The organism is Bradyrhizobium sp. NBAIM18 (genome assembly GCF_020193825.1).
GTDB classification, from domain to species: domain Bacteria; phylum Pseudomonadota; class Alphaproteobacteria; order Rhizobiales; family Xanthobacteraceae; genus Bradyrhizobium; species Bradyrhizobium yuanmingense.
Genome location: NZ_JADYVO010000013.1, coordinates 65,944 through 85,639, shown reverse-complemented (window position 1 = coordinate 85,639; position 19,696 = coordinate 65,944). Strand labels below are relative to the sequence as shown.

The following is a 19,696-nucleotide window of genomic DNA, read 5'->3' as shown; positions in this document are numbered from 1 at the left end:
AATAACGAGAGAAGCCGTACGGCAGTGCCGTACGGCTCATCCAGATTTCGTCATTCACAGCGCGGCGACGGTAGCAACGCGGTGAGCCACCCGTCTTGCAGAACTACTGAACGCGCTCGTCGGCGACCTTCTTCTCGGACGAGAGTTCGGTCGTGATTCGACGCATTGCCACGGCCTGGGCCTGAACTTTCTGGCTAACACGCTCGAATTCAGCCATCTGGTTCTGGAAGCCCGTATCGCCCGTCGGCTGGGCACCAGCAGCGCCGCCATTTCCGCCAACATTGTCAACTGCCATGTCTACTTACCTTTCTGTTAGGATAACCTTGGTTCTGACTTGTTACGAGTTGTGGGCCGGCGAGATGATCGCAGGAATCGAAAGGAACATGGGCGTACCGCCGAGCGTGCTGAGCCCAAGGTTCAGCTCCGGGCTCTTGCTGAGAGTATCTGACTTGGGTTGTACCTCGCTCTTGTCGCCGGCGTCTTTGTCGTCTGCGGCCTTATAGTAGTTACCCTCGTCGGGCACCAAGGTGTGGACCACCTTGTCAAAGACCTTGTCCACGGTCCCGCCCAGTGCCGAACCAATGGCCGCTCCGGCAGGGCCGCCAAGGTATCCGCCGGCAGCGCTTCCGATCATTTCTCCGATCATCGCATTCTCCTATCCTCGTCTTGTTGCGCTCAATAGACGACTGCTCGCCTAGATTTCAGCGGCCTCATGCTAGGGGCGCTAGCTTTCGAAAAGCTGACGAGTCTCATGTTGAGGCGAGTGGGTTGATCTTTTGCGGCAGCCTTGCATCTGCTCGCAATCACCGGCTCGCCCGGGCGTTCCCAGCCCCGCCTATAATCGGCTTGGGTCAAGGCCGGGTTGGATGGTGCTTAGCTGCGCGTTCAGGAATGAGTTTACCTTGCGGACCCTGCACAGGCGCGTGGCCTGCCGGATAGAGCGCGGAAGCGGGATAAGGTCATAGAGTTGTGCGGGTCTCAGTCCGCGCTTGACTCGCTTGGCTAACATGGGCGGCTTGCGAAAAGTCAGGTTCCGCGAAGATCCTAATGCCGGAGAGCCTGGTGCGCGCGCGTGCTCAACCGATGGATCGCTCCTCGCAGATGATGTGCACGACCGGCGGGAGCGCTGATTGCTCGGTGAGGATGGATGACTCGTTGATAACCGCAGACGTGGCGTATCGCGAAGACATAGGGGCACATCTGGTACCAGACGATTCTTGCGGACAGGAGCGTTGAAGCTTGCGATACAGCTTAGCGAAGGATGCGTCTCGCACATGCGATCGATGTCAAAGTGCGTGCGGCTTCGCTCGCTCATCGTCGTCAGCTTTTCGACAGGTATTCGGGCTACAGTCTTTGTGAGTTAAATGCGCGTGATGTGATCGTGCGGTTACCGTGGTGCGGCGAGAGGAAGATCTCATTAGGGCTGGTGGTTCTGGCAAGAGAAGCAGTCGTTCGTTCGGATGAGCTAATGGTGCGTTCTCATGCAAATCGAAGCTGCGTACCTTGGTTGACTATGCGTAGCGCTCGCAGTTTTACAGATTTCGTCTATGCAACAGGAGTAAACTAAATGCCGTATCTTCCCGTGGCCGGTCTTCCGGTGGTGGGCGCGCCCGACTCGATGAATGGAGTGGTGCCAGAAGGCGCGGTTGTCACTCCCGCCTTCAACGCCTTGTTGGGACAGTATGCTCCGGCGAGCTACCAGTACCTACCGGTAGCCTCACCAGCCCTCGTCAGTTCGGTCGCCGTTCCCGTCGTCGTGACGCCAGCCGTCGTTACGACCCAAGCGTACATGATGGCGCCTCCTCCTCCCACCATGCTGATGAGCCAGCTGAATCAAAATTCTGAGCCTGCTGTGGATCCGGTGTGGACGCATGAGGTCAAGGATGGCAAGGCCACGATCAACCTTGGGGACAAGTACACGATTACGGCCGATGAAAAGGATGGCACCTGGACAGTTCGCAACAACCAGACTGGTCATGTCACGGTAATTCATGGTGATCCCCACGTTGATGCCGACGGAGACGGCAAAGATGACTTCGATTTCAAAAAAGATATGACGTTTCAGCTCGACGACGGCACGAAAATTACTGTCAATAACGTCGACTACGGTAATGGTGAGGCCATCTCTTCAAAGCTTACCATTACGAACGGCCATAACGCGATGGTTGTCGAGGGGCTCGGCGACGACAAGGATGGCAAAAACAATCTAAGGGTGACGCAGTCCAATGCTGGTATGACGCTTGACGAGCTGACGTCCGATGGTGCCCAAACGATCCATGAGAGTGGCCAAGGCTGGGTCGATGGGGCCGGACGCGCGGTGAATCAGGCGAGCATCGATGCAGGCGAACAAGGGCGCGGGCCTGGTAACTACCAGTATGCAACCGCAGCGCCTGCCTCTACCGCCCCCGTCTTCTTCGTTCCTCCGCCGCCGCCGCCTCTTGCGATGGTGCCTGTTGCGGTCGCCCAGGCACCGACGCAGTCGTCTCAGCCGGCGCCAGTCTGGTCGCATGAGGTCAGGGGCAGCAGGGCCGAGATCAAGCTTGGTGATAAGTATTCGATGCTGGTGGACGAACGTGACGGAACGGTGCTCATTCGCAACAATCAAACGGGCAAGATCACAGCGATCCACGGCGACCCCCACGTCGATGCCGACGGTGACGGCAAGATCGATTTTGACTTCAAAAAGAACATGACCTTCCAGCTCGACGACGGCACGAAAATTACCATCGACACCGTTGATATCGGCAACGGCAAAACGATGGCCTCGAAGCTGACCATTACCAACGGCGACAATGCCATGGTCGTCGAAGGGCTTGGAGACCGCTTCGACGGTAAGAACAACCTTAAGGTGACGCAGTCAAATGCGGGCCGTACGCTTGATCAGCTGACTTCGGATGGAGCCCAGACGATTTATGAACAACCAGGCTCGGGCTGGGTCGATCGGTCTGGACGCCAGGTTAACCAGGCGATCATCGACAGCAATGAGAATCCAGGCACACCGTCGGACGCTTGAGTTGGCCGCAAGCCTGGCGAAGCGTTCTCAGCTTGTCGGGTAAGTCACTGAAGCGGGCGTTAGCGCCCGCTTTTCGTGTTCGGCGAGGCAGATGAAGATAGTAGGTGCGGCGGCGTATCGATCTGGATCGCCGCTCTCATCTCGCGATCGGGGCTGTCTAAGCTTGGGCGCCAATCGTACCGACAGACCAGCCATGACCTCACTGATCAGGTACCCGCAACATTTTTCGATGCTGGTCTCAGCGGTCCAGGAGCTGTGCTGGTATGCGCGCAGCGAGCGCCAAAGCTGCCGACTTTATGATCTCAGAGGGTCTCTCTGACGCCCAGTTTCGCGGGCGGCTGCAGAACCGATCCAGGACAGCCAACTGACGGAATTGATCATCAATGGGGAAGCGGTTGGTTCCGCTTGAAACCTGCTGACTGAAAAGCACTCGATGAATCCGCATCGAAGAGTGTGGCGTATGCCCGCCTAAGCTAGACGCTGCGGCGTCTTCCGAGAGTTCCCAGTGCGATCGGATTGCGACCGGCCGCACCGCCAACCTGGAGGATCACCTAAGACGCGTCTAGCGGCTGATTTGCCAAGTCGGCTGCTTCGCCCGGTCGTTCTCGGTTCGGCTTGCCTTCCGAAGAGTCTTCCCTGTGCGCGTCTGATAATCCGGGCCTTCACCCATCATCTAGCTCGCTCATAGCGTCATCCATATCTGACTGGGAATCGCTTATGACCTGGGTGGCGACGGCAACCAGAGCCTTTTCGAAGGCTCGCTGCAACAATGCTGCGGGCGAGTTGTCGCCGCCGTTCGCGGCGTTGTCGGTGTTTGTGCCAGCTTCTGGCGCCGTTGCTGCGATATCGGCTGTGCCTGTGTCCATGTCATAAAACCCAGATAGCGGCGGCGCCGCGAGATGACCTATTCCCGCCGTTCTAGCAGGGACAGCTTGCAAGAAGCTGACGAAGAGTGAGGCTGGATTAATGCTGTGATTCCTGCGCTCAGTGATCTCGGGTGGCTCCGCGCCTTTGGAGTTTGATGCGCAAAGGACGGTGCCGGTTCGAATCATTCGGCCGCTGTTGTCTCCAGGAACATCGGCGCGCATCGGTCCGGCTCCAGGCGCGACTGAGGGCCAGTGGATCGGATGGGCATCTGCGCTCGGCTGCCGTAGAGAGCTGGCCTCTGTCTCACGATACGAGCTAAAAAGCTATCGACGGAGGTGCGCCTTGCCCGCTTCTGAAACAGGCCATCGCGTGCAAGTGGCTGCTTTGGCCCGGCTGCAAAAAGGAGATGAGAGACCTTGGGGTGCCGAACAGAGTTTTCGCGGATCAATCCGTCGATCTCTGATGATCATGCTTTGGATGATCCGCGGGCATACGTCACTGAGAGCTGTTATCAGCAGGCCGTTACCGCCGGATGCTAGAGTCCTCGGCTTGCGAATGATCAATCGTTCGCCAAGGAACGGCGGACAAGTGGCAGAGCAAGCACTTCGATGTTGAAGGGGCTCAGGGGGGCGGTCATACCCTGACTCTCCTGATCCGGAACGCCCTTACCCTCGTCTCGACGGCATGATCGTCTCGCGGTGCTCTTAAATCGCACCGTACTCGCGGGTCCGGCGCGCCAGACCTGATTTCGCAGCTAAATTGCGATGTTCTTCTCCGCGGGCCATTGTGTTCTCAGCGGACCATTGAGAACTGTTTCACGCATTCGGCTCGCGCGGTCTTTGATTTGGCCGCTACCCCTCGCGAGCTGGTCTGGCACTTAGGAGTGGCCGGAAAAGAGAAGGGTGGCCGCGAATACCCGCCGGCAAGCTCGCCTCTCACCAGGTGTCCTGCGATCTCTGAGTCTTTGTCGGCCCCGCGGAGATCGCCCTTCCGTTGCACGGCTGCAGCCGTTAGGGGATGGGCGGGCCTTCCGCATCTAGAGGTTGGTCTTGCCCTCCCTCTTCAGGCCAAAGGGTCGGATCTAGCGAAGGTGTGAGACGAATGAAGTCCTCCTCTCTCCATTCGGCCGTATGAGGCACGCCGAGAATGGCGAAAACTGTTGTCGGGTTGTCTTTGCTTGGCTTCACTCCGCTGCGCTCCAGCATGTCCATCTGAGCGCCGGTGGCTGTTTGAGGCGTAAACACCCAATAGTCCTTGGCGAGATGTCCGTCCCACATACGGAACTCGGAAAGTTCTGGCGGAGCTGCGGAAGACCCAGGTTGGGCTGGTCCCGCCTGCAATGGCCGGGCATGGGAGGGGCCGGCGTGCGACGGCTCACCCTGAAAAGGGGCGGTGTGCGATGGTCCTGCATGCGATGGGCCCGCTTGTGGCTCACTGTGCCGTGGCTCGGCATCAGACGGGTCGACATCCAGATTCTGCCATATCAGATCTTGATCGAAGCCGGGATGTTCCTCGATCGCCTGAGCGATGGTCTGCGGCGAGAGATGCTGCCCGCCGTTTTCCGGCTCAGGCGCGGCGACAGCCGCAGGCGCGGCATTTAGATTATCCTGCCAACCCGAGTCTGGCGAATGGGGATGCGCTAAATCTTCGTAAGGCGGATACAGGTGTCCGGTATCAAAGTATGGAGAGTAGGGATGGCCCGCGTCCAGATAGGCTGAATAAGCCTCGCCCTGCAGCAGTGGATGGACGACGCCCTGCGCCAAAGCGGGAGCCTGTGCGTCGCTGAGCTGCCGGTCGAATTCGGTTGCATCTGAAGCCGTCCGTGCTGCGTCGGGCTCCGGGCTCGTATTCGCCGGGGCGACTGCATTGAAATCCACCCTGTTCCTCCTTCCAACTGATGACGCGCATCGAGTTACGCGAAGCCTCGGCTAGCTCGGAAGCACACGTGCGGAGGCCCACATTGATTTTTAATACTCGCGCCGCCTGCAAAGACAGCACTACCTAATTTCCCTTGAGCGCCTGGTCTCTGATCCCTCTATCAGGGTTGCCCCAAGCAAGGCAGCCGTCCAGACCTCGCAGGCTCATGCTGGGGACCGTAGCTTTCGAAAAGCTGACGATCGGATGAATATAGGCGTACGCCGGACGGACCGACTTTGCTCGGCGCGGTTTTGCATCTTCGACCTCACTTCTGGCCTGGACCGGTTTCGCGCAAAGTGCCCTCATGGTGCGGCGTTTCGGGAGAACCTTCCGGCCGCCCGTCTCGCAAGACCGTGCTCGAGGAACCGCGAAACAACATCAAAACCGACTCGCGTTGTGGCCTCTCGGCTGCGACGGGGCCGCGCCGGGCCTGCGCTTCCGCCACAAGGCCTTTAAGGGTCTGGTCCACTAGCGCAACAAATCGGGGTGGGCCAGAAGCAAGGATGAGGCCCTCTCCCGGAGCCGGTTTCACGATATAGCGCTCATCCGAGATGTTGAGCGCGTGGAGGGCGGAGGTGAACGCATCGAAGCTGATCGGGTTCAATACGATGAGCCGGCTTTGCGCCTCGTGGGCGGCGGAGATGTAAAGGACGAGCCCGTCGTAATACCACTGAAGATTGTACAGGGCAGTCAAACGATCAAGGAATTCTCGTGGCGGCAGGTCCGGCATTCGTCCGCGAATCCGGCCCTTGACCTCGGCGCTGACATTGACCCTGATATTGAGATTGTTGCCGAACTCCTGCAGCGCCGCAGGAAGATCCTGATCGAGAACAGTGTAGCTATAAGGGGCGGACGGCAGCGAAAGGGATGCAGCAGACGAGCGCATTATCCCGATACAGACAAAAACGCCGGCACAAAGAATTCTTTTTAGATTATGTACGATCGTGGATCGCGCGAGCATTCCCGGACGCCTTCCGCTCATCATCAAGTTGGAGTTTGGTCCTAGCTCTGAAAGCGAAAAGTGATCTTTAGATGACGTAGTCAGACCGATCTCCGTCAGGTTTTCGTCAGCTCGCCAGCCTATGAACTTGATCGGTTCATCGGTTAACGCCTAGGTCTCACCACACGAGCACAATGACTCATTCCATGTTGTTAGGCGCAGCGCCGATCTCTCCCAGTTCTGCCGACTGTCTTTCCAGTGCCTGCTCGCCCGCAGCTGCTGGCGAGCAGGCGGGCTTTGAGCAGTCCCTAGCGCAAGTATCTGCAAATCAGGGATCTGCTCTCCCGCCTGCGGATCGGCCCGTAGCGGCTTCGCCGATATTGGAGGTCCAGCGCACGAATGTGCTGGCAAGTCCGCCGGGTGACCGAATCCTCCAAACCCTTTCCAGTATGTACCAGGGCCGCGCCGTTCCTCCGGCGGTTGCGTCGGCTGCCGTGACTAATGTGCAGCCTGGACCGGCTACGCAGCCGCTTTTGCAGACGGATAACGTCGGTGCACATGTGGATGTTAAACCGGTTGGAGCCGATTTTGAGTCGATGATGACGAATCTGCGAGACGTATACAGGGACGTTATTCAGGTTTCCCTCGTCTCTAAGGGCACCAGCGCTGTCAGCTCGTCGCTAAACAAGCTGCTATCGGCCGGCTGAGTAAGCTGATGACTGGCGATATGAAGAGGGCTAGCTGTGGCGGCCGTCAATCGTGGCGGCGGCTTCGCATGTGTCTCGCGATGCCCCTTCTCCTCTCGCTGATCGGCTGTAAGGCTGATCTCTACACCAAAATTCAGGAGCGCGAGGCTAATGAGATGCTCGCGCTTCTCCTTAGCAAGGGCGTTGATGCTGTCCGTGTTGTCGCCAAGGACGGGACCAGTACAATCCAGGTCGAGGAAAAGCAGCTCGCTTATTCGATTGACCTGCTAAATGTCGAGGGGTTGCCGCGCCAATCCTTCAAGAATCTCGGCGAGGTGTTCAAGGGATCGGGCCTCGTTGCCTCGCCGATCGAGGAGCGGGCACGTTACGTTTATGCTCTAAGCGAAGAATTGTCGCGCACGATCAGCGATATAGATGGCGTCCTTTCAGCACGCGTCCACGTCGTTCTGCCGAAGAACGACTTGTTGCGACAAGATGCGACCCCGTCCTCCGCCTCGGTCTTCATTCGCCATGGCTCCAGCGCGAAGCTCTCGGCACTGTTGCCGCAGATCAAGATGCTCGTCGCAAACAGCATTGAAGGCCTGTCCTATGACAAGGTCGCGGTCGTCTTCGTGCCGGTCGAGCGCGCTCCAATCGAGCAGTCCGCCGCGCCGGTAGTTCCTGCGGCTCAGTCAGCAAGAGCGGGCTCAGCCCCGTTACTTGCGCTTGCTGTGGGAGGCGCCGGAGCGCTATTCGGCATCGTATCTTGCGTATTGCTGGGCCCGCGCATGCGTCAGTTTGGACGATCATCGCGCAACCTGAGCGTGTTTGGTAGGGGCTCGCGTGTGTCTGCTGAGCAGGAGTCGGACAAAAAGTTGATTGCTGATGCGACATAGTCTGGACGCTCATGTCGGCATCAATGTCATCCACAAAACCCAATCGTTCGTTCACGCTCCCAGCCGATCGGCTGCGCGAGCTCGCTGCCTCGGTCGATCCCGGTCGTTTTGCTGGGCTTCTTGACCCGCTGCTTTCGCCTTCCACGTTGGCTCGGCTACAGCAGAGTTCCAGGCTGCAGCCAAGGCTCGCCGAACTGCTGCTGGGTGGCAAGGTCGAGGTGAGCTGCGCCGACTGGAACGAAGATGCTCTCCTGGGGCATGAGCCGCGGCGGGCTGCGCTGCTCGCGGGCAGCATCTGGCATGCACGCTCTATCCTCAAGCTGGTTTCCAGGCACGATCTGCCGATATTGGTGGAGTTGATCGGTGCAGAATCGCATGCTTTCGCAGTCCGGCATTTATCCAGTGCCGTCGCAACGACCCCGATCGTCGATCCAGAGCAATTGTCGCGACAGATCGAATATGACGGGCACGCTTGTCTCGGCGCCTGGCTCGAAGAGACTTCATCGGTTGGTCGTATCCGCGTGCTTCTACGCTTGCCTGTTGGGACGGCCGCCGAGAGTCCGACTGCTGAACACCGTAGCGCAGCAGGCCCGCTGCTTTCCCTCGTCGTGGCGCATTTGCGTGCAGAGGCTGCCGGAGCATGATGGCCGATGATCCCGCATCACCCGCGGCCCCGCAGATTCGGCCACTTGGACCGCTGATCCCAGCTGCGCAGCTTGAGATCTGGCACGATGCCGTACGGGCGCGAGCCGCTGCCGAGCGGCATCTGCAGCGGGTGCGCGGGTGGGCACGCCAGGCTTATGAGCGGGAAAGGGCGCGGGGCCGCGCCGAGGGTGCAAAGGCTGGCGCAGAGGAAATGGCGCGGCTGATTGCGCAGGCGACTTGTGAACTGGCCCAGCGCAAGGCAGCTCTGGAGCGGGAATTGCCGCAACTGGTCTTCGAGATCGTTCGCGATCTGCTTGGCGCGTTTGACCCGGGTGAGCTGCTGGTCCACGGCGTTCGTCATGCCATCGAGCAAAGATATAAGAACACGGAGGTTTGCCTCCACGTCTCCCCACTGAAGGCCGACCTGCTAGCCAGTGAGTTCAAGGACTATGACGGACTTGAGGGCCGGCCGAAGGTCAGGATTGAGGCGGATCCGGCCTTGAGTGCGGACCAATGTGTCTTGTGGAGCGAGTTTGGCAATGTCGATCTTGGACTTGCCGCGCAGCTGCGCGCGCTGCGTCTCGGGTTTGGCTTGTCAGAGGAAGCTGAATCGTGACCGGGCAACGAGCGACCCATGATGCCGAGGCCGCAGAAGGAAGTGTAGAGGCCGCACTCTCGTCCTTGAGATCTTCCGCCAGGCACATCGATACACGCGCCGTCCGCGGCCGGATCACGCGGGCGGTGGGCACGCTGCTGCACGCCGTCTTGCCGGAGGCCCGGGTCGGAGAGCTATGCCTATTGCAGGATCCTCGTAGCGGATGGTCGCTCGAGGCGGAGGTGATCGGCCTGTTGCCGGACGGGGTGTTACTCACGCCCATCGGGGACATGGTGGGGCTGTCCAATCGTGCGGAGGTGGTGACGACCGGGCGAATGCAGGAAGTGGCTGTCGGCCCCGGTTTGCTCGGCCGCGTCATCGACAGTTTTGGCCGACCGCTCGACGGCAAGGGCCCGATAAAAGCCGGCGAAGCCAGACCGCTGCGCGGCAGGGCGCCCAATCCGATGAAACGGCGCGGAATTGAACAGCCGTTCCCGCTAGGCGTTCGTGTCCTGGATGGCCTTCTGACATGTGGAGAAGGTCAGCGGATCGGAATCTATGGTGATGCGGGTTGCGGCAAGTCGACGCTGATGTCGCAAATTGTAAGAGGCGCGGCGGCCGACGTCACCATCGTTGCGCTGATCGGTGAGCGCGGTCGAGAGGTGCGTGAATTCATCGAACGTCATCTTGGCGAAGCCCTTCACCGTTCCGTCGTTGTGGTGGAGACCTCCGACCGTTCGGCGATGGAGCGGGCCCAATGCGCCCACATGGCGACAGCACTGGCGGAATATTTTCGTGATCAGGGCCTTCGCGTCGTTTTGATGATGGATTCTTTGACGCGCTTTAGCCGCGCCATGCGTGAAATCGGCCTCGCCGCAGGAGAGCCGCCGACCCGGCGCGGATTTCCGCCCTCCGTTTTTGCGCTGTTGCCGGGCTTGTTGGAGCGCGCCGGCATGGGCGAGCATGGCTCCATTACGGCCTTCTATACGGTGCTTGTCGAGGGTGATGGCACGGGCGATCCAATAGCGGAAGAATCACGCGGCATCCTTGATGGCCACATTATTCTGTCCCGCGCGCTGGCCTCTCGAGAGCATTTTCCGGCTATCGATGTGCTGTCTAGCCGCAGCCGTGTCATGGATGCGATCGTGTCGGTGCCGCATCGCAAGGCGGCATCCTTCTTCCGTGATCTGCTCTCACGCTACGCTGAGGCCGAGTTTTTGATCAAGGTCGGTGAATACAAGCAAGGTTCTGATCCGTTGACCGATCGAGCAATCGCCTCGATCGAGCAGCTGCGGGCCTTTTTGCGCCAGGGGCAGGGTGAGGCGTGCAGCTTTGAGGAGACGGTCGCATGGATATCGCGTCTGACGGCCTAAGTCCCGTTCACGCCTCAAAGCTGCGGCTGGTAAAGGACATGCGGGAACGAAGCGCCCTTCGTGAATTGTCCAACATGGAAGCCAAGCGCCACCTCGCGATTCAAGCTGTCCAACAAGCGTGCGAGCATCTTGCACATGCCGAAGAGCGCCGCGCAAAGGTCGAGGCGGAGCTCTATCGGGAGATGCTAGCGGCCGATGCGATATCTGTATGCGAACTGCAGCGACGCTATCATCTCATCATCGGGCGACTCACAGACGAGATCACAGCGGCGCAGTGCGTTCTTGACAAGGCCCGTGCTGCCCAAGAGCAAGCTGAGGCTGCGGCTCTTGAGGCCCGAGCCGTTTGGACCAAGCGTTCAGCGGCGAGCCAGAAATGGCGTGAGATCGATTACGACGTTCGGCGCATCACGAATGCACATTTCGAGGCTGCCGCCGAAATCGAAGCCGATGATGAAGTCTTGCTCCGCTACCGGCGAGGCCGATCAGGGCAGACGGGAGGTGAGCCAACATGATTGCAGATCCTCTCCCGCGCGAGCTAGGGGCCTGCGACGCGGAAGCCGCATCCGCGCCATATCGGCCGGCTGAACGCGCAGCCTTCACGCCGACGCTGATCCTCTCGCACGCCGTGACCTCGTGGCTTAACGAGATCGCAGCGTTGCGTGCGCCTCTGCAAACCCTCCTCGGCGAGAAGCCGCTATCTGTGCGCGTGAGCCGAACCGTCTGGCAGGCGGAGCCGGCTGCGACGTCGATGCTTGATTGCGTCTTCGAAGTAAATGGTGAAACCCTGATCCTGTCCTTGCCAGTTGCGCTTGCGGAAGCGCTGATTGGGACCGTGCAGGATGGCCTTACCTTACCTTCTGAGCCGACGCGTTCGCTGGTCCTGGAACTTGCGCTGGAACCCTTGCTTGCTCCGCTGGAAAGAATGACGCAGCGCAATCTGCAGCTTGTTCGCACCGAGGAAGCGCCGAATACGAGGCCTTATCTTGAATTTGACGTCGCCTTTGGTGAGCTCGCCAGCAAGGCGCGGCTGCTTCTATTCTCACCGCTTGACGGTCCCGTTCCGCCGGCCTTCACCGCCCTCGGCGAGCTGCTCGGCCGATTACCGCGACAGACGGCCAAGCTGCCTTCCGAACTCCCGGTCATCGTTGCAGGCCAAGTCGGTTCGCTTCGCGTCGCGATGGGCGTTCTTCGCCGAGCAGAGCAAGGCGACGCGCTGCTCCCGGACGTAATTCCACTCGCGCGAGGACAGATTATTCTCGCTGCAGACCGATTGTGGGCCCCTGCAGAGATTGGCGGCGACAGGCTGGTGCTGCGAGGACCATTCCGCTTGCGATCCCACCCCCTAACAAGTGAAGATATGATGCCCCAAAACCAGGTGCAACAGCAGCCTCCGTCAGAGGCGGATATCGACAGCATCGAGATCACACTCATATTCGAATGTGGCCGCTGGCCGATGCCCTTGGGGACCTTGCGAACCCTCAACGAAGGCCACGTGTTCGAACTTGGCCGGCCTCTGGATGGGCCGGTTGATATCCTTGCCAACGGCCAACGTATCGGCCGGGGCGACATCGTGCGGATCGGGGACGAGCTGGCCGTCAGGCTGCGCGGCAGGTTGGCGCTTAATGACTGAGGTTCAACCCAGCATCCTTGCGCTTCTTGCGATTACCGTCGGCCTTGGCCTGCTGGCCTTTGCTGTCGTGACAACGACCGCCTTTATCAAGGTCTCGGTTGTTCTCTTCCTCGTGCGCAATGCGCTGGGGACTCAATCGATACCGCCGAACATCGTCCTCTACGGAGCGGCACTGATCCTGACCGTCTTCATCAGCGCTCCGGTCTTCGAGCAGACCTATAACCGCCTTACCGATCCGCAACTTCGCTACCAAAGTTTCGATGACTGGGTGACTGCCGCCAAGGAGGGACAGGAGCCGCTCCGAGCTCATCTGAAGAAATTCACGAATGAAGAGCAACGCCGCTTCTTCCTGTCCTCAACGGAACACGTCTGGTCTGAGGACATGCGCGGCAGCGTCACGGCAGATGATTTTGCGATTCTCGTGCCGTCGTTTTTAATCTCCGAACTCAAGCGTGGATTCGAAATCGGTTTTCTTCTCTATCTTCCCTTCATCACGATCGATCTCATTGTAACGACGATTTTGATGGCCATGGGTATGTCGATGGTATCCCCCACGGTGATATCTGTCCCCTTCAAGCTCTTTTTGTTCGTCACGATCGACGGCTGGTCACGTCTCATGCACGGGCTGGTATTAAGCTACACGACCCCAGGAGGTTGACCATGAACGAAGCCAGTATCCTTACGCACCTGAGTCAATCGCTCGTGCTCTTCATGATCTGGGTTCTGCCGCCGCTGCTCGCAGCTCTCATCTCTGGACTGATCATTGGCCTCATCCAGGCGGCAACTCAGCTCCAGGATCAAACCTTGCCACTGACAGTCAAGCTTCTGGTTGTCGTCGCCGTGCTCGCCGGGTTTTCTCCCGTGCTCAGTGCTCCACTGATCGACCAGGCCGAGCACATCTTCAGCGAGTTTCCAGCACTCACCGCAAGATATTAGCAGAGCTTGGATGGCTGGCCTGTCACCCGCGGAGGCGCAAGCTCTCGTTCAGGGCACGATCGAGCTCGTCGCCGCAACCGGCCTGAGTGCGGCCCGCGCCCTCGGCATCATGCTGGTGCTTCCGGTCTTCACCCGGCCGCGCATCAGCGGTCTGGTTCGGGGAAGCCTTACGATTGCGATCGGCCTACCGTGCCTCGCTCAGATTAAGCTAGGTCTGCAGACCCTGGACCCGAACACGCGCCTAGTCAGCGTTACCATGCTTGGCCTGAAGGAGGTGTTCGTCGGTCTTATGCTCGGCATCCTGCTTAGTATTCCACTATGGAGCATACAGGCAGTCGGCGACATCATCGATACCCAACGAGGAATTTCGAGCCAAGTTGCGGGGGAGGATCCCGCGACGCACAGCCAAGCGTCCGGGACCGGGCTTTTTCTCGGCGTTACGGCAGTTACGATCTTCGTACTCGTCGGCGGGCTGCAGACCATGGTGAGCGGCCTTTATGGCAGCTACCTAGTGTGGCCTGTCTATCAGTTTCTGCCTGCCGTGACAGCGCAGGGTGCAATGGAATGTCTGGCCCTTCTCGATCGCATCATGATGACGACCTTGTTAGTTGCCGGGCCGGTGCTGGCCCTGCTGCTGCTGGTCGATGTCTCAGTCATGATACTCGGCCGTTTTGCATCTCAGCTCAAGCTGAACGATCTCTCCCCAATGATCAAGAATCTTGCATTCGGGGTCATCATGGTTAGCTACGCCGTCTATCTGCTTGAATACGCCGGAGCTGAAATCCTGACCTCGAACAACATGCTTGAGTATCTGAAGAAGCTGTTGAAATGAGCTCTACAAGTGAGGAGAAAAAGCTTCCTCCGACGCCCAAGAAGCTGCGTGATGCCCGCAAGAAGGGGCAGAGCGCCCGCAGCTCGGATCTGGTGAGCGGCGTCAGCGCCTGTGCCGGTTTCGGCTGCCTGTGGTGGCGAGCGGGTGCGATCAAGGACAAGTGGCAAGAGACGGTCCAACTGGTCGATAAATTGCAGGAGCAGCCGTTCACAAACGCAGTGCCACAAGCGCTCAGCGGCTTGCTAGAACTTTCGATTGCCACCGTCGCTCCGTTGCTCGCTGCTGCCGTCACAGCAGCTCTTCTCGCCAATGTCCTGGCCAATGGCGGCTTTATGTTTGCTTCGGAGCCGCTCAAGCCGAAGCTCGAGAAACTGGATCCAATCAAAGGCTTGAAACGCATCGCCTCGAAACGTTCGGCCATCGAGCTTGGCAAGACACTGGCTAAAGTGGTTTTGCTTAGTGCGACTTTCTTTCTCACGGTGACCGCCAGCTGGAAAGCGCTGGTGTACCTGCCAGTCTGCGGGATGAGCTGTTTTGGCTTCGTTTTCACCGAGGTTAAATTGCTGACTGGGATTGCCGCTGGAGCTTTTCTGGTCGGCGGATTGGCTGACCTCCTAATCCAGCGCTGGCTATTTATGCAGGACATGCGCATGACTGAAACCGAGGCCAAGCGGGAGAACAAGGAACAGCAGGGCAATCCGCAGGTGAAGCGTGAGCACCGGCGTCTGCGACAAGAGTCGGCCAACGAGGCTCCGCTCGGCATCAGTCGGGCCACGTTGATATTGCGGGGATCGGCAACGTTGATTGGGCTGCGCTATGTTCGCGGCGAGACCGGCGTGCCGGTCTTGGTCTGCCGTGGCGAGGGCGAAGCTGCTTCACAGCTGCTTGGTGAGGCGCGCGCGCTGCGCCTCAACATTGTGGATGACGATGTCCTGACGCGTCAGCTGCTCGGCCAAGCAAAGCTCGGCAACCCGGTTCCCTCGCAATATTTCGAGTCGGTCGCAAAAGCACTCTATGCGGCGGGGCTAGTCTAGATCATCCTGTCCTGACGCTGCGATCTGCAGAGTGCGCCCAACGGACGCTGGGATCTTGCGCGACGGGCCGACAGGCTCGCCCAGATAGCCTCTGGGCCACGGCTCGCCGACCGGATCACTGGATCAGCTGCGGCGCCAAGCGCAACAACTTGTTCGCCGATTTCGAGTTGCTTTCCGCGCCTGCACCCTCGAGGACGTCGACTTGTACGGCAGCTAGAGGGGCTGCCACTCGGATGACTCGGTACTGCTGATCATCAACTAGGACGGCTCCCATCTGGAGCACGCTCTCAGCGGGCCTGTGGTGCCGACGAGCCGCTCGTTCAGCCAAATTATGGCCGATGGAACAGAAGAACGCCGCCTCCCGCTAGGCTTTCGGCCGTGTAGCGCTGACCGTGGATCAAAAACATGGTCATTGGGACGTCGCGGCTCGGCAGAAGGCCAAGGATCTGCAATATGTCGATCACGGCAGGCGAAGCCTCTTGGGGGCCGTGCGTCCAGTCGTCGCCCAACAACTCTCCCAGTTCAGGCACTTGGGGGAAGGGTTGATGGCCTGAAGCCGGTGCGGCAGACGGCAGGGAAAGGCTTTGTGCCAGTGCCGAGGGAGGGTCCTCACGCCATTCGAAAGGTGCCGGCGAATCAAAGCCGGCGGGAAGACCGCCGTAAATATCCGAGGAAGTCCTCGGTGCCGAAGGCGTAGCTTCACCCGGCGAAGCGGGCCGAGGGTGATGAATGAGCTGAACATCCTTGGGGCCTTCCGGTCCCAAGATAGCGGTGTAGCGTTCGCCGCCGATTTCGTAGTTCATGATTGGATGTTTCGCAACAGGCAAGAAGTCCCAATCCCCCAAGGTGGACAGCATCATGTCGGGGGCCAGCTGGGTGCGATGGGAAAAATTCTCGGGAACGGCGAAGGAAACATCAAACGTATCGCCGACAGCGGGCGACCGCAGATGGACGAGCCGAACATCATTGAGCCCTCCCGGTCCCAAGACGGCGATATAGCGTTCACCGCGAATGTCGTAGGTCTTTATCCGCTGTGCTGCATCCGGCAGGAGGCCCCAGCGGCGAAGCGTGTGCATCATATTGGGCGCGGCCTGGGTGCCGTGCGAGAAATCCTCGGGAACGCTCAAAGACGCATCAAAGGCGTCGCCGGCTGCCGCGAACGTCTGCTCAAGCGTGGTCTGGGCCGCAGCGCCTTGGTCCATCATCCGTCTAGGGTGATCTTCAGAGGCGGAATTCGGCTGCCGCGAGCTCGGCTGCCAAGTCGCGGCATCGAAAAGTGCTTCCTGAGCGATACCTTGCACCGGCGAGGGGATGGTTGGAGTCATCGTTGGCCAAGGCCCCGGTGCATCGAAGGCCGGGGCCGGCAAGAGGTTCTCGCGATCCGCGGCATCGAAAAGCTCTTCCTGAGCGACACTTTGAACCGGCGAGGGGATGGTTAGACTCATCGTTGGCCAAGGCACCGGCTTGAAGGGTGGGACCAACAAGAGGTTCTCGCGATCCGCGGCATCGAAAAGCTCTTCCTGAGAGACACTTTGCACGGGCGAGGGGATTGTTAGATTCATCATTGGCCAAGGCGCCGGTGCATCGAAGGCCGGGGTGGGCAAGAGGTTCTCGCGATCCGCGGCATCGAAGAGCTCTTCCTGAGCGATACCTTGCACCGGGGAGGGGATGGTTGGACTCATCGTTGGCCAAGGCACCGGTGCATCGAAGGTCGACGCTGGCACGAGGTTCTCGCGATCCGCTGCATCGAAAAGCTCGTCCTGGGCGACACTTTGTATAGGAGAATGGGCCGCTAAACCCAATGCATGCCTGACCTGCGGAACATCGAACCCGGGCGGCAATGAGCCGCCCCCATCCGCGACGCTCCCCATCGCGTGCCCATCGGCCGGGGGCATGGGCGAGGGCGCGGACGGCTGAATGACCTGACGCGAGCTGCCTCCTTCCCCGCCTAAATTGTTCTGCAGGGTAGTCGCGCGATAATCCCGAAGGCCGTTCAAGGCGGCGACGAGCGTCTTGTCCTTTGGAAACAACTTATCTGCGTGGCCAAGCAGTCTATCATCACTGAGCTCGGCCATGGACAAGGGTCGGAGCGCTACCGCCAACTTCCGCAGATGGCTCGCATAGCTCTCGGCCGTTCTCTTGCCGATCCGTCGACCAAAACCCGCGTTGGCGGCCTTCCTGATGAGCCTCTCATCTTCCCTGGAAGGACGATAATGTGTTGAGATGGGGCCAGCGTCGGCGTCAGGATCGCGGTACTGACTGACCATTGACAATGCTGGGGCGATGACCTTATCGCCTGGCAGCAGCTTCTTAGCGTAACCGGCCAACGTATCGTCATCCAGCCCAGAGATTGATTTGCCAGACTTCTTCAGTGCGTCGGCCAATTTGCGAAGCCGACGATCATAAATTTCGACGGTGGTTTTACTCGGCGGTGGCCCTCGATCGAGAGCAGCGGCCGATGCCGCCTGGATGAGGCGATCGTCTTCGTCAGTGACATCATACAATGCCGCGTGAGGATATACGGGGCCCGCCTCTCGCGCGCCTGCCAGGTGCTGCTCAAACGCAACATGCGGCTGTTGCGGCTGTTCCACGCTGCCATCTGACGCAGTGGACTCTCTATCGGCTGGGTTGATCGTGTTGAATCGGTCCATGGTCAGTCCGCTGGCATCGCTTTTTCGTTATTTCGCTACTCACGTTAGCTTTCCAAAATCTGACGGGGCCCGGCGGAAAGGTAGAATGACATGTGAATGATGGCCGGCGTGCGCTGTAGCATCGCTCGAGCAGGCAAAAGAAAGCGCCGGATGAAAAACAGCGTCTTCAACTGAAGTGTTGAGCTGAAATGGTGGTGTGATGCGCCACAGCGTTCGCGATCGTCTTGATCTTCAGATCTCGGTCCCTTCACGGCGCTATGATCGTGAGGACCGGGCCATCCGGGGGCTTTCGATTACTCGGAGGTCGGGCGTGAGGCGGCGACGGGGCGCTCGCTCCTTGAACCAACGAGATATCGGTATGGGCGGCACCAGAATTGAGCGCACTCTTGCGCGTTCCTGACCAGCATTCCCAGGAACGCGCGCCTGAAGCCGCGTGCATTCAGGCACCCAGGACAAACCATGTTATTGTTCGCTTAATCCGATGTGCCTCCTACATAGCGTCCAGCGCGGGGCAACTGTGGTACTCGCGCAAGAGGGCATTGCATTGATCGGATAGGACGACGATGATGCAGACCTGCTGCCGAGCGCGTTACTGAACTGGAGCCACAAATGGGTGCTCCATAGCCATAACGGCGCGGAGCCAAACGACCGACGTGGTCGCCACGCCTAAGTCACCCTCTTGGAGACGCCCCATAGATCGTAGGCTCGGTCTTCCGCCCTCGATCTCGCTTAGGCACGTCCGGTCACGGTTTAACTGTCGAAGCGCTCAGGGTGGTGATGGCGGCCTTGTTGAGCACGCGCACGCCACGTGGAATTTCTGGACGAAATCCATTGGTGCGGGTGAACAAGATCCGCCATCCGTTCTCGCTGAAAGCTGTGCAGCACGTTGCGCTTGATCGTCACCGCTCCCGAAACATAGCGCGGGTTTGTGTGTCACGATCGAGCCGCCTCTCCTTGCTAGCCACATGGCAGCAGCGATTGTGATTTCCGGACATTCGCCAAAAATCGCTATCGGGGCGGCTGCACATTCGGTTCTGTCGTTCCCGCCGCGTTCGGGGCTGCCGTACCTGCCCCATCTTCTCTGTTGCTCTTGTTACGCGGGGCGAAGGTACCGTAGTTGGCCAGAGGAATGGCGGCGCGATCGCCATTACTTGTGATGACAGACCGATTATCCAGCAAGTCGAGCGGATCGTTTACCATAACTGCCAGATTGTTTTTGGTCGAGCAACCAAGCGTGGGTTCGAACGAATTGTCGTTCACGGCTGGTCCGACGATCAAAAGCGACGGACAGATCGGAGGATGGGCATCAAAGGTGATCGCCTCGATCCTCACGCCGAAATGGGGCGGTAAATCGACGGGGGAAGCGGACAGGCGGATGTTATAAGGTGAAACGCCCATGGCGCGGGCCTCGTGCGCCACTTGGGCAAGGAGCCTGGGTGAGCCGGTGGCATCCACATGGAGCGCATCCCGCCGGCCGCCACTGGCGTTCGCGATAAAGCTCCGCAGTTGACGCTTTTCGGAGCCACGCAGGCTCCGCAGGAACAAGATACGTTTCTTCTGCTCGACCTGTATTGCTTGTTCAGCCGGCCCGAGATGGATCGAGGCACTATTTGCACAGCCACCCAATGTTGCTCCTATAGCGATCAAGTGACACAAATGTCGCAAGGTCATATGACGATCC

General features: G+C 59.3%; 19 protein-coding genes. 12 read left to right on the top strand and 7 right to left on the bottom strand.

Annotation, left to right across the window (positions count from 1 at the left end):
* Positions 1-103: 103 nt before the first annotated feature.
* Both I6F17_RS25345 and I6F17_RS25340 read right to left on the bottom strand, forming a co-directional pair.
* Positions 104-295 (bottom strand): hypothetical protein, encoded by a 192-nt coding sequence (locus I6F17_RS25345; RefSeq protein ID WP_036014847.1) that lies wholly within the window; start codon positions 293-295, stop codon positions 104-106.
* Between the two features lie 42 nt (positions 296-337).
* Positions 338-646 carry a hypothetical protein gene (locus I6F17_RS25340; protein WP_225124635.1) on the bottom strand — a complete coding sequence of 103 codons (309 nt, stop codon included), beginning with the start codon at positions 644-646 and terminating at the stop codon, positions 338-340.
* A gap of 921 nt (positions 647-1,567) precedes the next feature.
* On the opposite strand from I6F17_RS25340, the gene I6F17_RS25335 reads away from it, so the two are divergent.
* On the top strand, positions 1,568-3,013 hold the full coding sequence (locus I6F17_RS25335; protein WP_225124634.1) for a DUF1521 domain-containing protein: 1,446 nt from the start codon (positions 1,568-1,570) through the stop codon (positions 3,011-3,013).
* A gap of 662 nt (positions 3,014-3,675) precedes the next feature.
* Here I6F17_RS25335 and I6F17_RS25330 read toward each other — a convergent pair.
* The 3 genes from I6F17_RS25330 to I6F17_RS25320 all read right to left on the bottom strand — a co-directional run bounded on the left by I6F17_RS25330 (position 3,676) and on the right by I6F17_RS25320 (position 6,758).
* Positions 3,676-4,101 carry a hypothetical protein gene (locus I6F17_RS25330; RefSeq protein ID WP_225114932.1) on the bottom strand — a complete coding sequence of 142 codons (426 nt, stop codon included), beginning with the start codon at positions 4,099-4,101 and terminating at the stop codon, positions 3,676-3,678.
* 789 nt (positions 4,102-4,890) lie between these two features.
* Positions 4,891-5,757: a hypothetical protein gene (locus tag I6F17_RS25325; protein WP_225124633.1), complete on the bottom strand. Its 867-nt coding sequence runs from the start codon at positions 5,755-5,757 to the stop codon at positions 4,891-4,893.
* A 305-nt stretch (positions 5,758-6,062) separates the two neighbouring features.
* The gene (locus I6F17_RS25320; protein WP_225124632.1) at positions 6,063-6,758 is read right to left on the bottom strand and encodes a nodulation protein NolW; all 696 of its coding nucleotides are present in this window, start codon (positions 6,756-6,758) and stop codon (positions 6,063-6,065) included.
* A gap of 173 nt (positions 6,759-6,931) precedes the next feature.
* On the opposite strand from I6F17_RS25320, the gene I6F17_RS25315 reads away from it, so the two are divergent.
* Genes I6F17_RS25315 through I6F17_RS25265 form a run of 11 tightly spaced genes read left to right on the top strand, consistent with a single transcriptional unit; the run spans position 6,932 to position 15,364 of the window.
* On the top strand, positions 6,932-7,444 hold the full coding sequence (locus tag I6F17_RS25315) for a nodulation protein NolB (RefSeq protein WP_085969252.1): 513 nt from the start codon (positions 6,932-6,934) through the stop codon (positions 7,442-7,444).
* Positions 7,445-7,452: 8 nt separating this feature from the next.
* On the top strand, positions 7,453-8,319 hold the full coding sequence (gene sctJ, locus I6F17_RS25310) for a type III secretion inner membrane ring lipoprotein SctJ (protein ID WP_275970535.1): 867 nt from the start codon (positions 7,453-7,455) through the stop codon (positions 8,317-8,319).
* Positions 8,320-8,330: 11 nt separating this feature from the next.
* Positions 8,331-8,963 carry a hypothetical protein gene (locus I6F17_RS25305; RefSeq protein ID WP_036014837.1) on the top strand — a complete coding sequence of 211 codons (633 nt, stop codon included), beginning with the start codon at positions 8,331-8,333 and terminating at the stop codon, positions 8,961-8,963.
* A complete protein-coding gene (gene sctL, locus I6F17_RS25300) occupies positions 8,960-9,580 on the top strand; it encodes a type III secretion system stator protein SctL (RefSeq protein ID WP_036014835.1) in 621 nt (206 codons plus the stop codon). Before I6F17_RS25305 ends, sctL begins: the two co-directional genes overlap by 4 nt.
* On the top strand, positions 9,577-10,932 hold the full coding sequence (sctN, locus tag I6F17_RS25295) for a type III secretion system ATPase SctN (protein ID WP_036014832.1): 1,356 nt from the start codon (positions 9,577-9,579) through the stop codon (positions 10,930-10,932). Before sctL ends, sctN begins: the two co-directional genes overlap by 4 nt.
* Positions 10,908-11,444, top strand: a complete 537-nt coding sequence (locus tag I6F17_RS25290; protein WP_036014830.1) for a hypothetical protein — start codon at positions 10,908-10,910, stop codon at positions 11,442-11,444. Before sctN ends, I6F17_RS25290 begins: the two co-directional genes overlap by 25 nt.
* Positions 11,441-12,562, top strand: coding sequence for a type III secretion system cytoplasmic ring protein SctQ (sctQ, locus tag I6F17_RS25285; protein WP_036014828.1), 1,122 nt, complete (start codon positions 11,441-11,443; stop codon positions 12,560-12,562). The genes I6F17_RS25290 and sctQ overlap by 4 nt, the downstream gene beginning before the upstream one ends.
* Positions 12,555-13,220 carry a type III secretion system export apparatus subunit SctR gene (sctR, locus tag I6F17_RS25280; RefSeq protein WP_036014825.1) on the top strand — a complete coding sequence of 222 codons (666 nt, stop codon included), beginning with the start codon at positions 12,555-12,557 and terminating at the stop codon, positions 13,218-13,220. The genes sctQ and sctR overlap by 8 nt, the downstream gene beginning before the upstream one ends.
* A 2-nt stretch (positions 13,221-13,222) precedes the next feature.
* Complete coding sequence (locus I6F17_RS25275; protein WP_036014823.1) at positions 13,223-13,498, top strand: flagellar biosynthetic protein FliQ; 276 nt, start codon at positions 13,223-13,225, stop codon at positions 13,496-13,498.
* A gap of 10 nt (positions 13,499-13,508) precedes the next feature.
* A complete protein-coding gene (sctT, locus tag I6F17_RS25270; RefSeq protein ID WP_036014821.1) occupies positions 13,509-14,330 on the top strand; it encodes a type III secretion system export apparatus subunit SctT in 822 nt (273 codons plus the stop codon).
* Positions 14,327-15,364, top strand: a complete 1,038-nt coding sequence (locus tag I6F17_RS25265) for an EscU/YscU/HrcU family type III secretion system export apparatus switch protein (RefSeq protein WP_036014818.1) — start codon at positions 14,327-14,329, stop codon at positions 15,362-15,364. Before sctT ends, I6F17_RS25265 begins: the two co-directional genes overlap by 4 nt.
* A gap of 329 nt (positions 15,365-15,693) precedes the next feature.
* On the opposite strand, the gene I6F17_RS25260 is transcribed toward I6F17_RS25265, so the two are convergent.
* Both I6F17_RS25260 and I6F17_RS25255 read right to left on the bottom strand, forming a co-directional pair.
* The gene (locus I6F17_RS25260) at positions 15,694-18,015 is read right to left on the bottom strand and encodes a hypothetical protein (protein WP_225124631.1); all 2,322 of its coding nucleotides are present in this window, start codon (positions 18,013-18,015) and stop codon (positions 15,694-15,696) included.
* A 1,008-nt stretch (positions 18,016-19,023) separates the two neighbouring features.
* A complete protein-coding gene (locus I6F17_RS25255; protein ID WP_225124630.1) occupies positions 19,024-19,686 on the bottom strand; it encodes a CpaD family pilus assembly lipoprotein in 663 nt (220 codons plus the stop codon).
* Positions 19,687-19,696 lie beyond the last annotated feature (10 nt).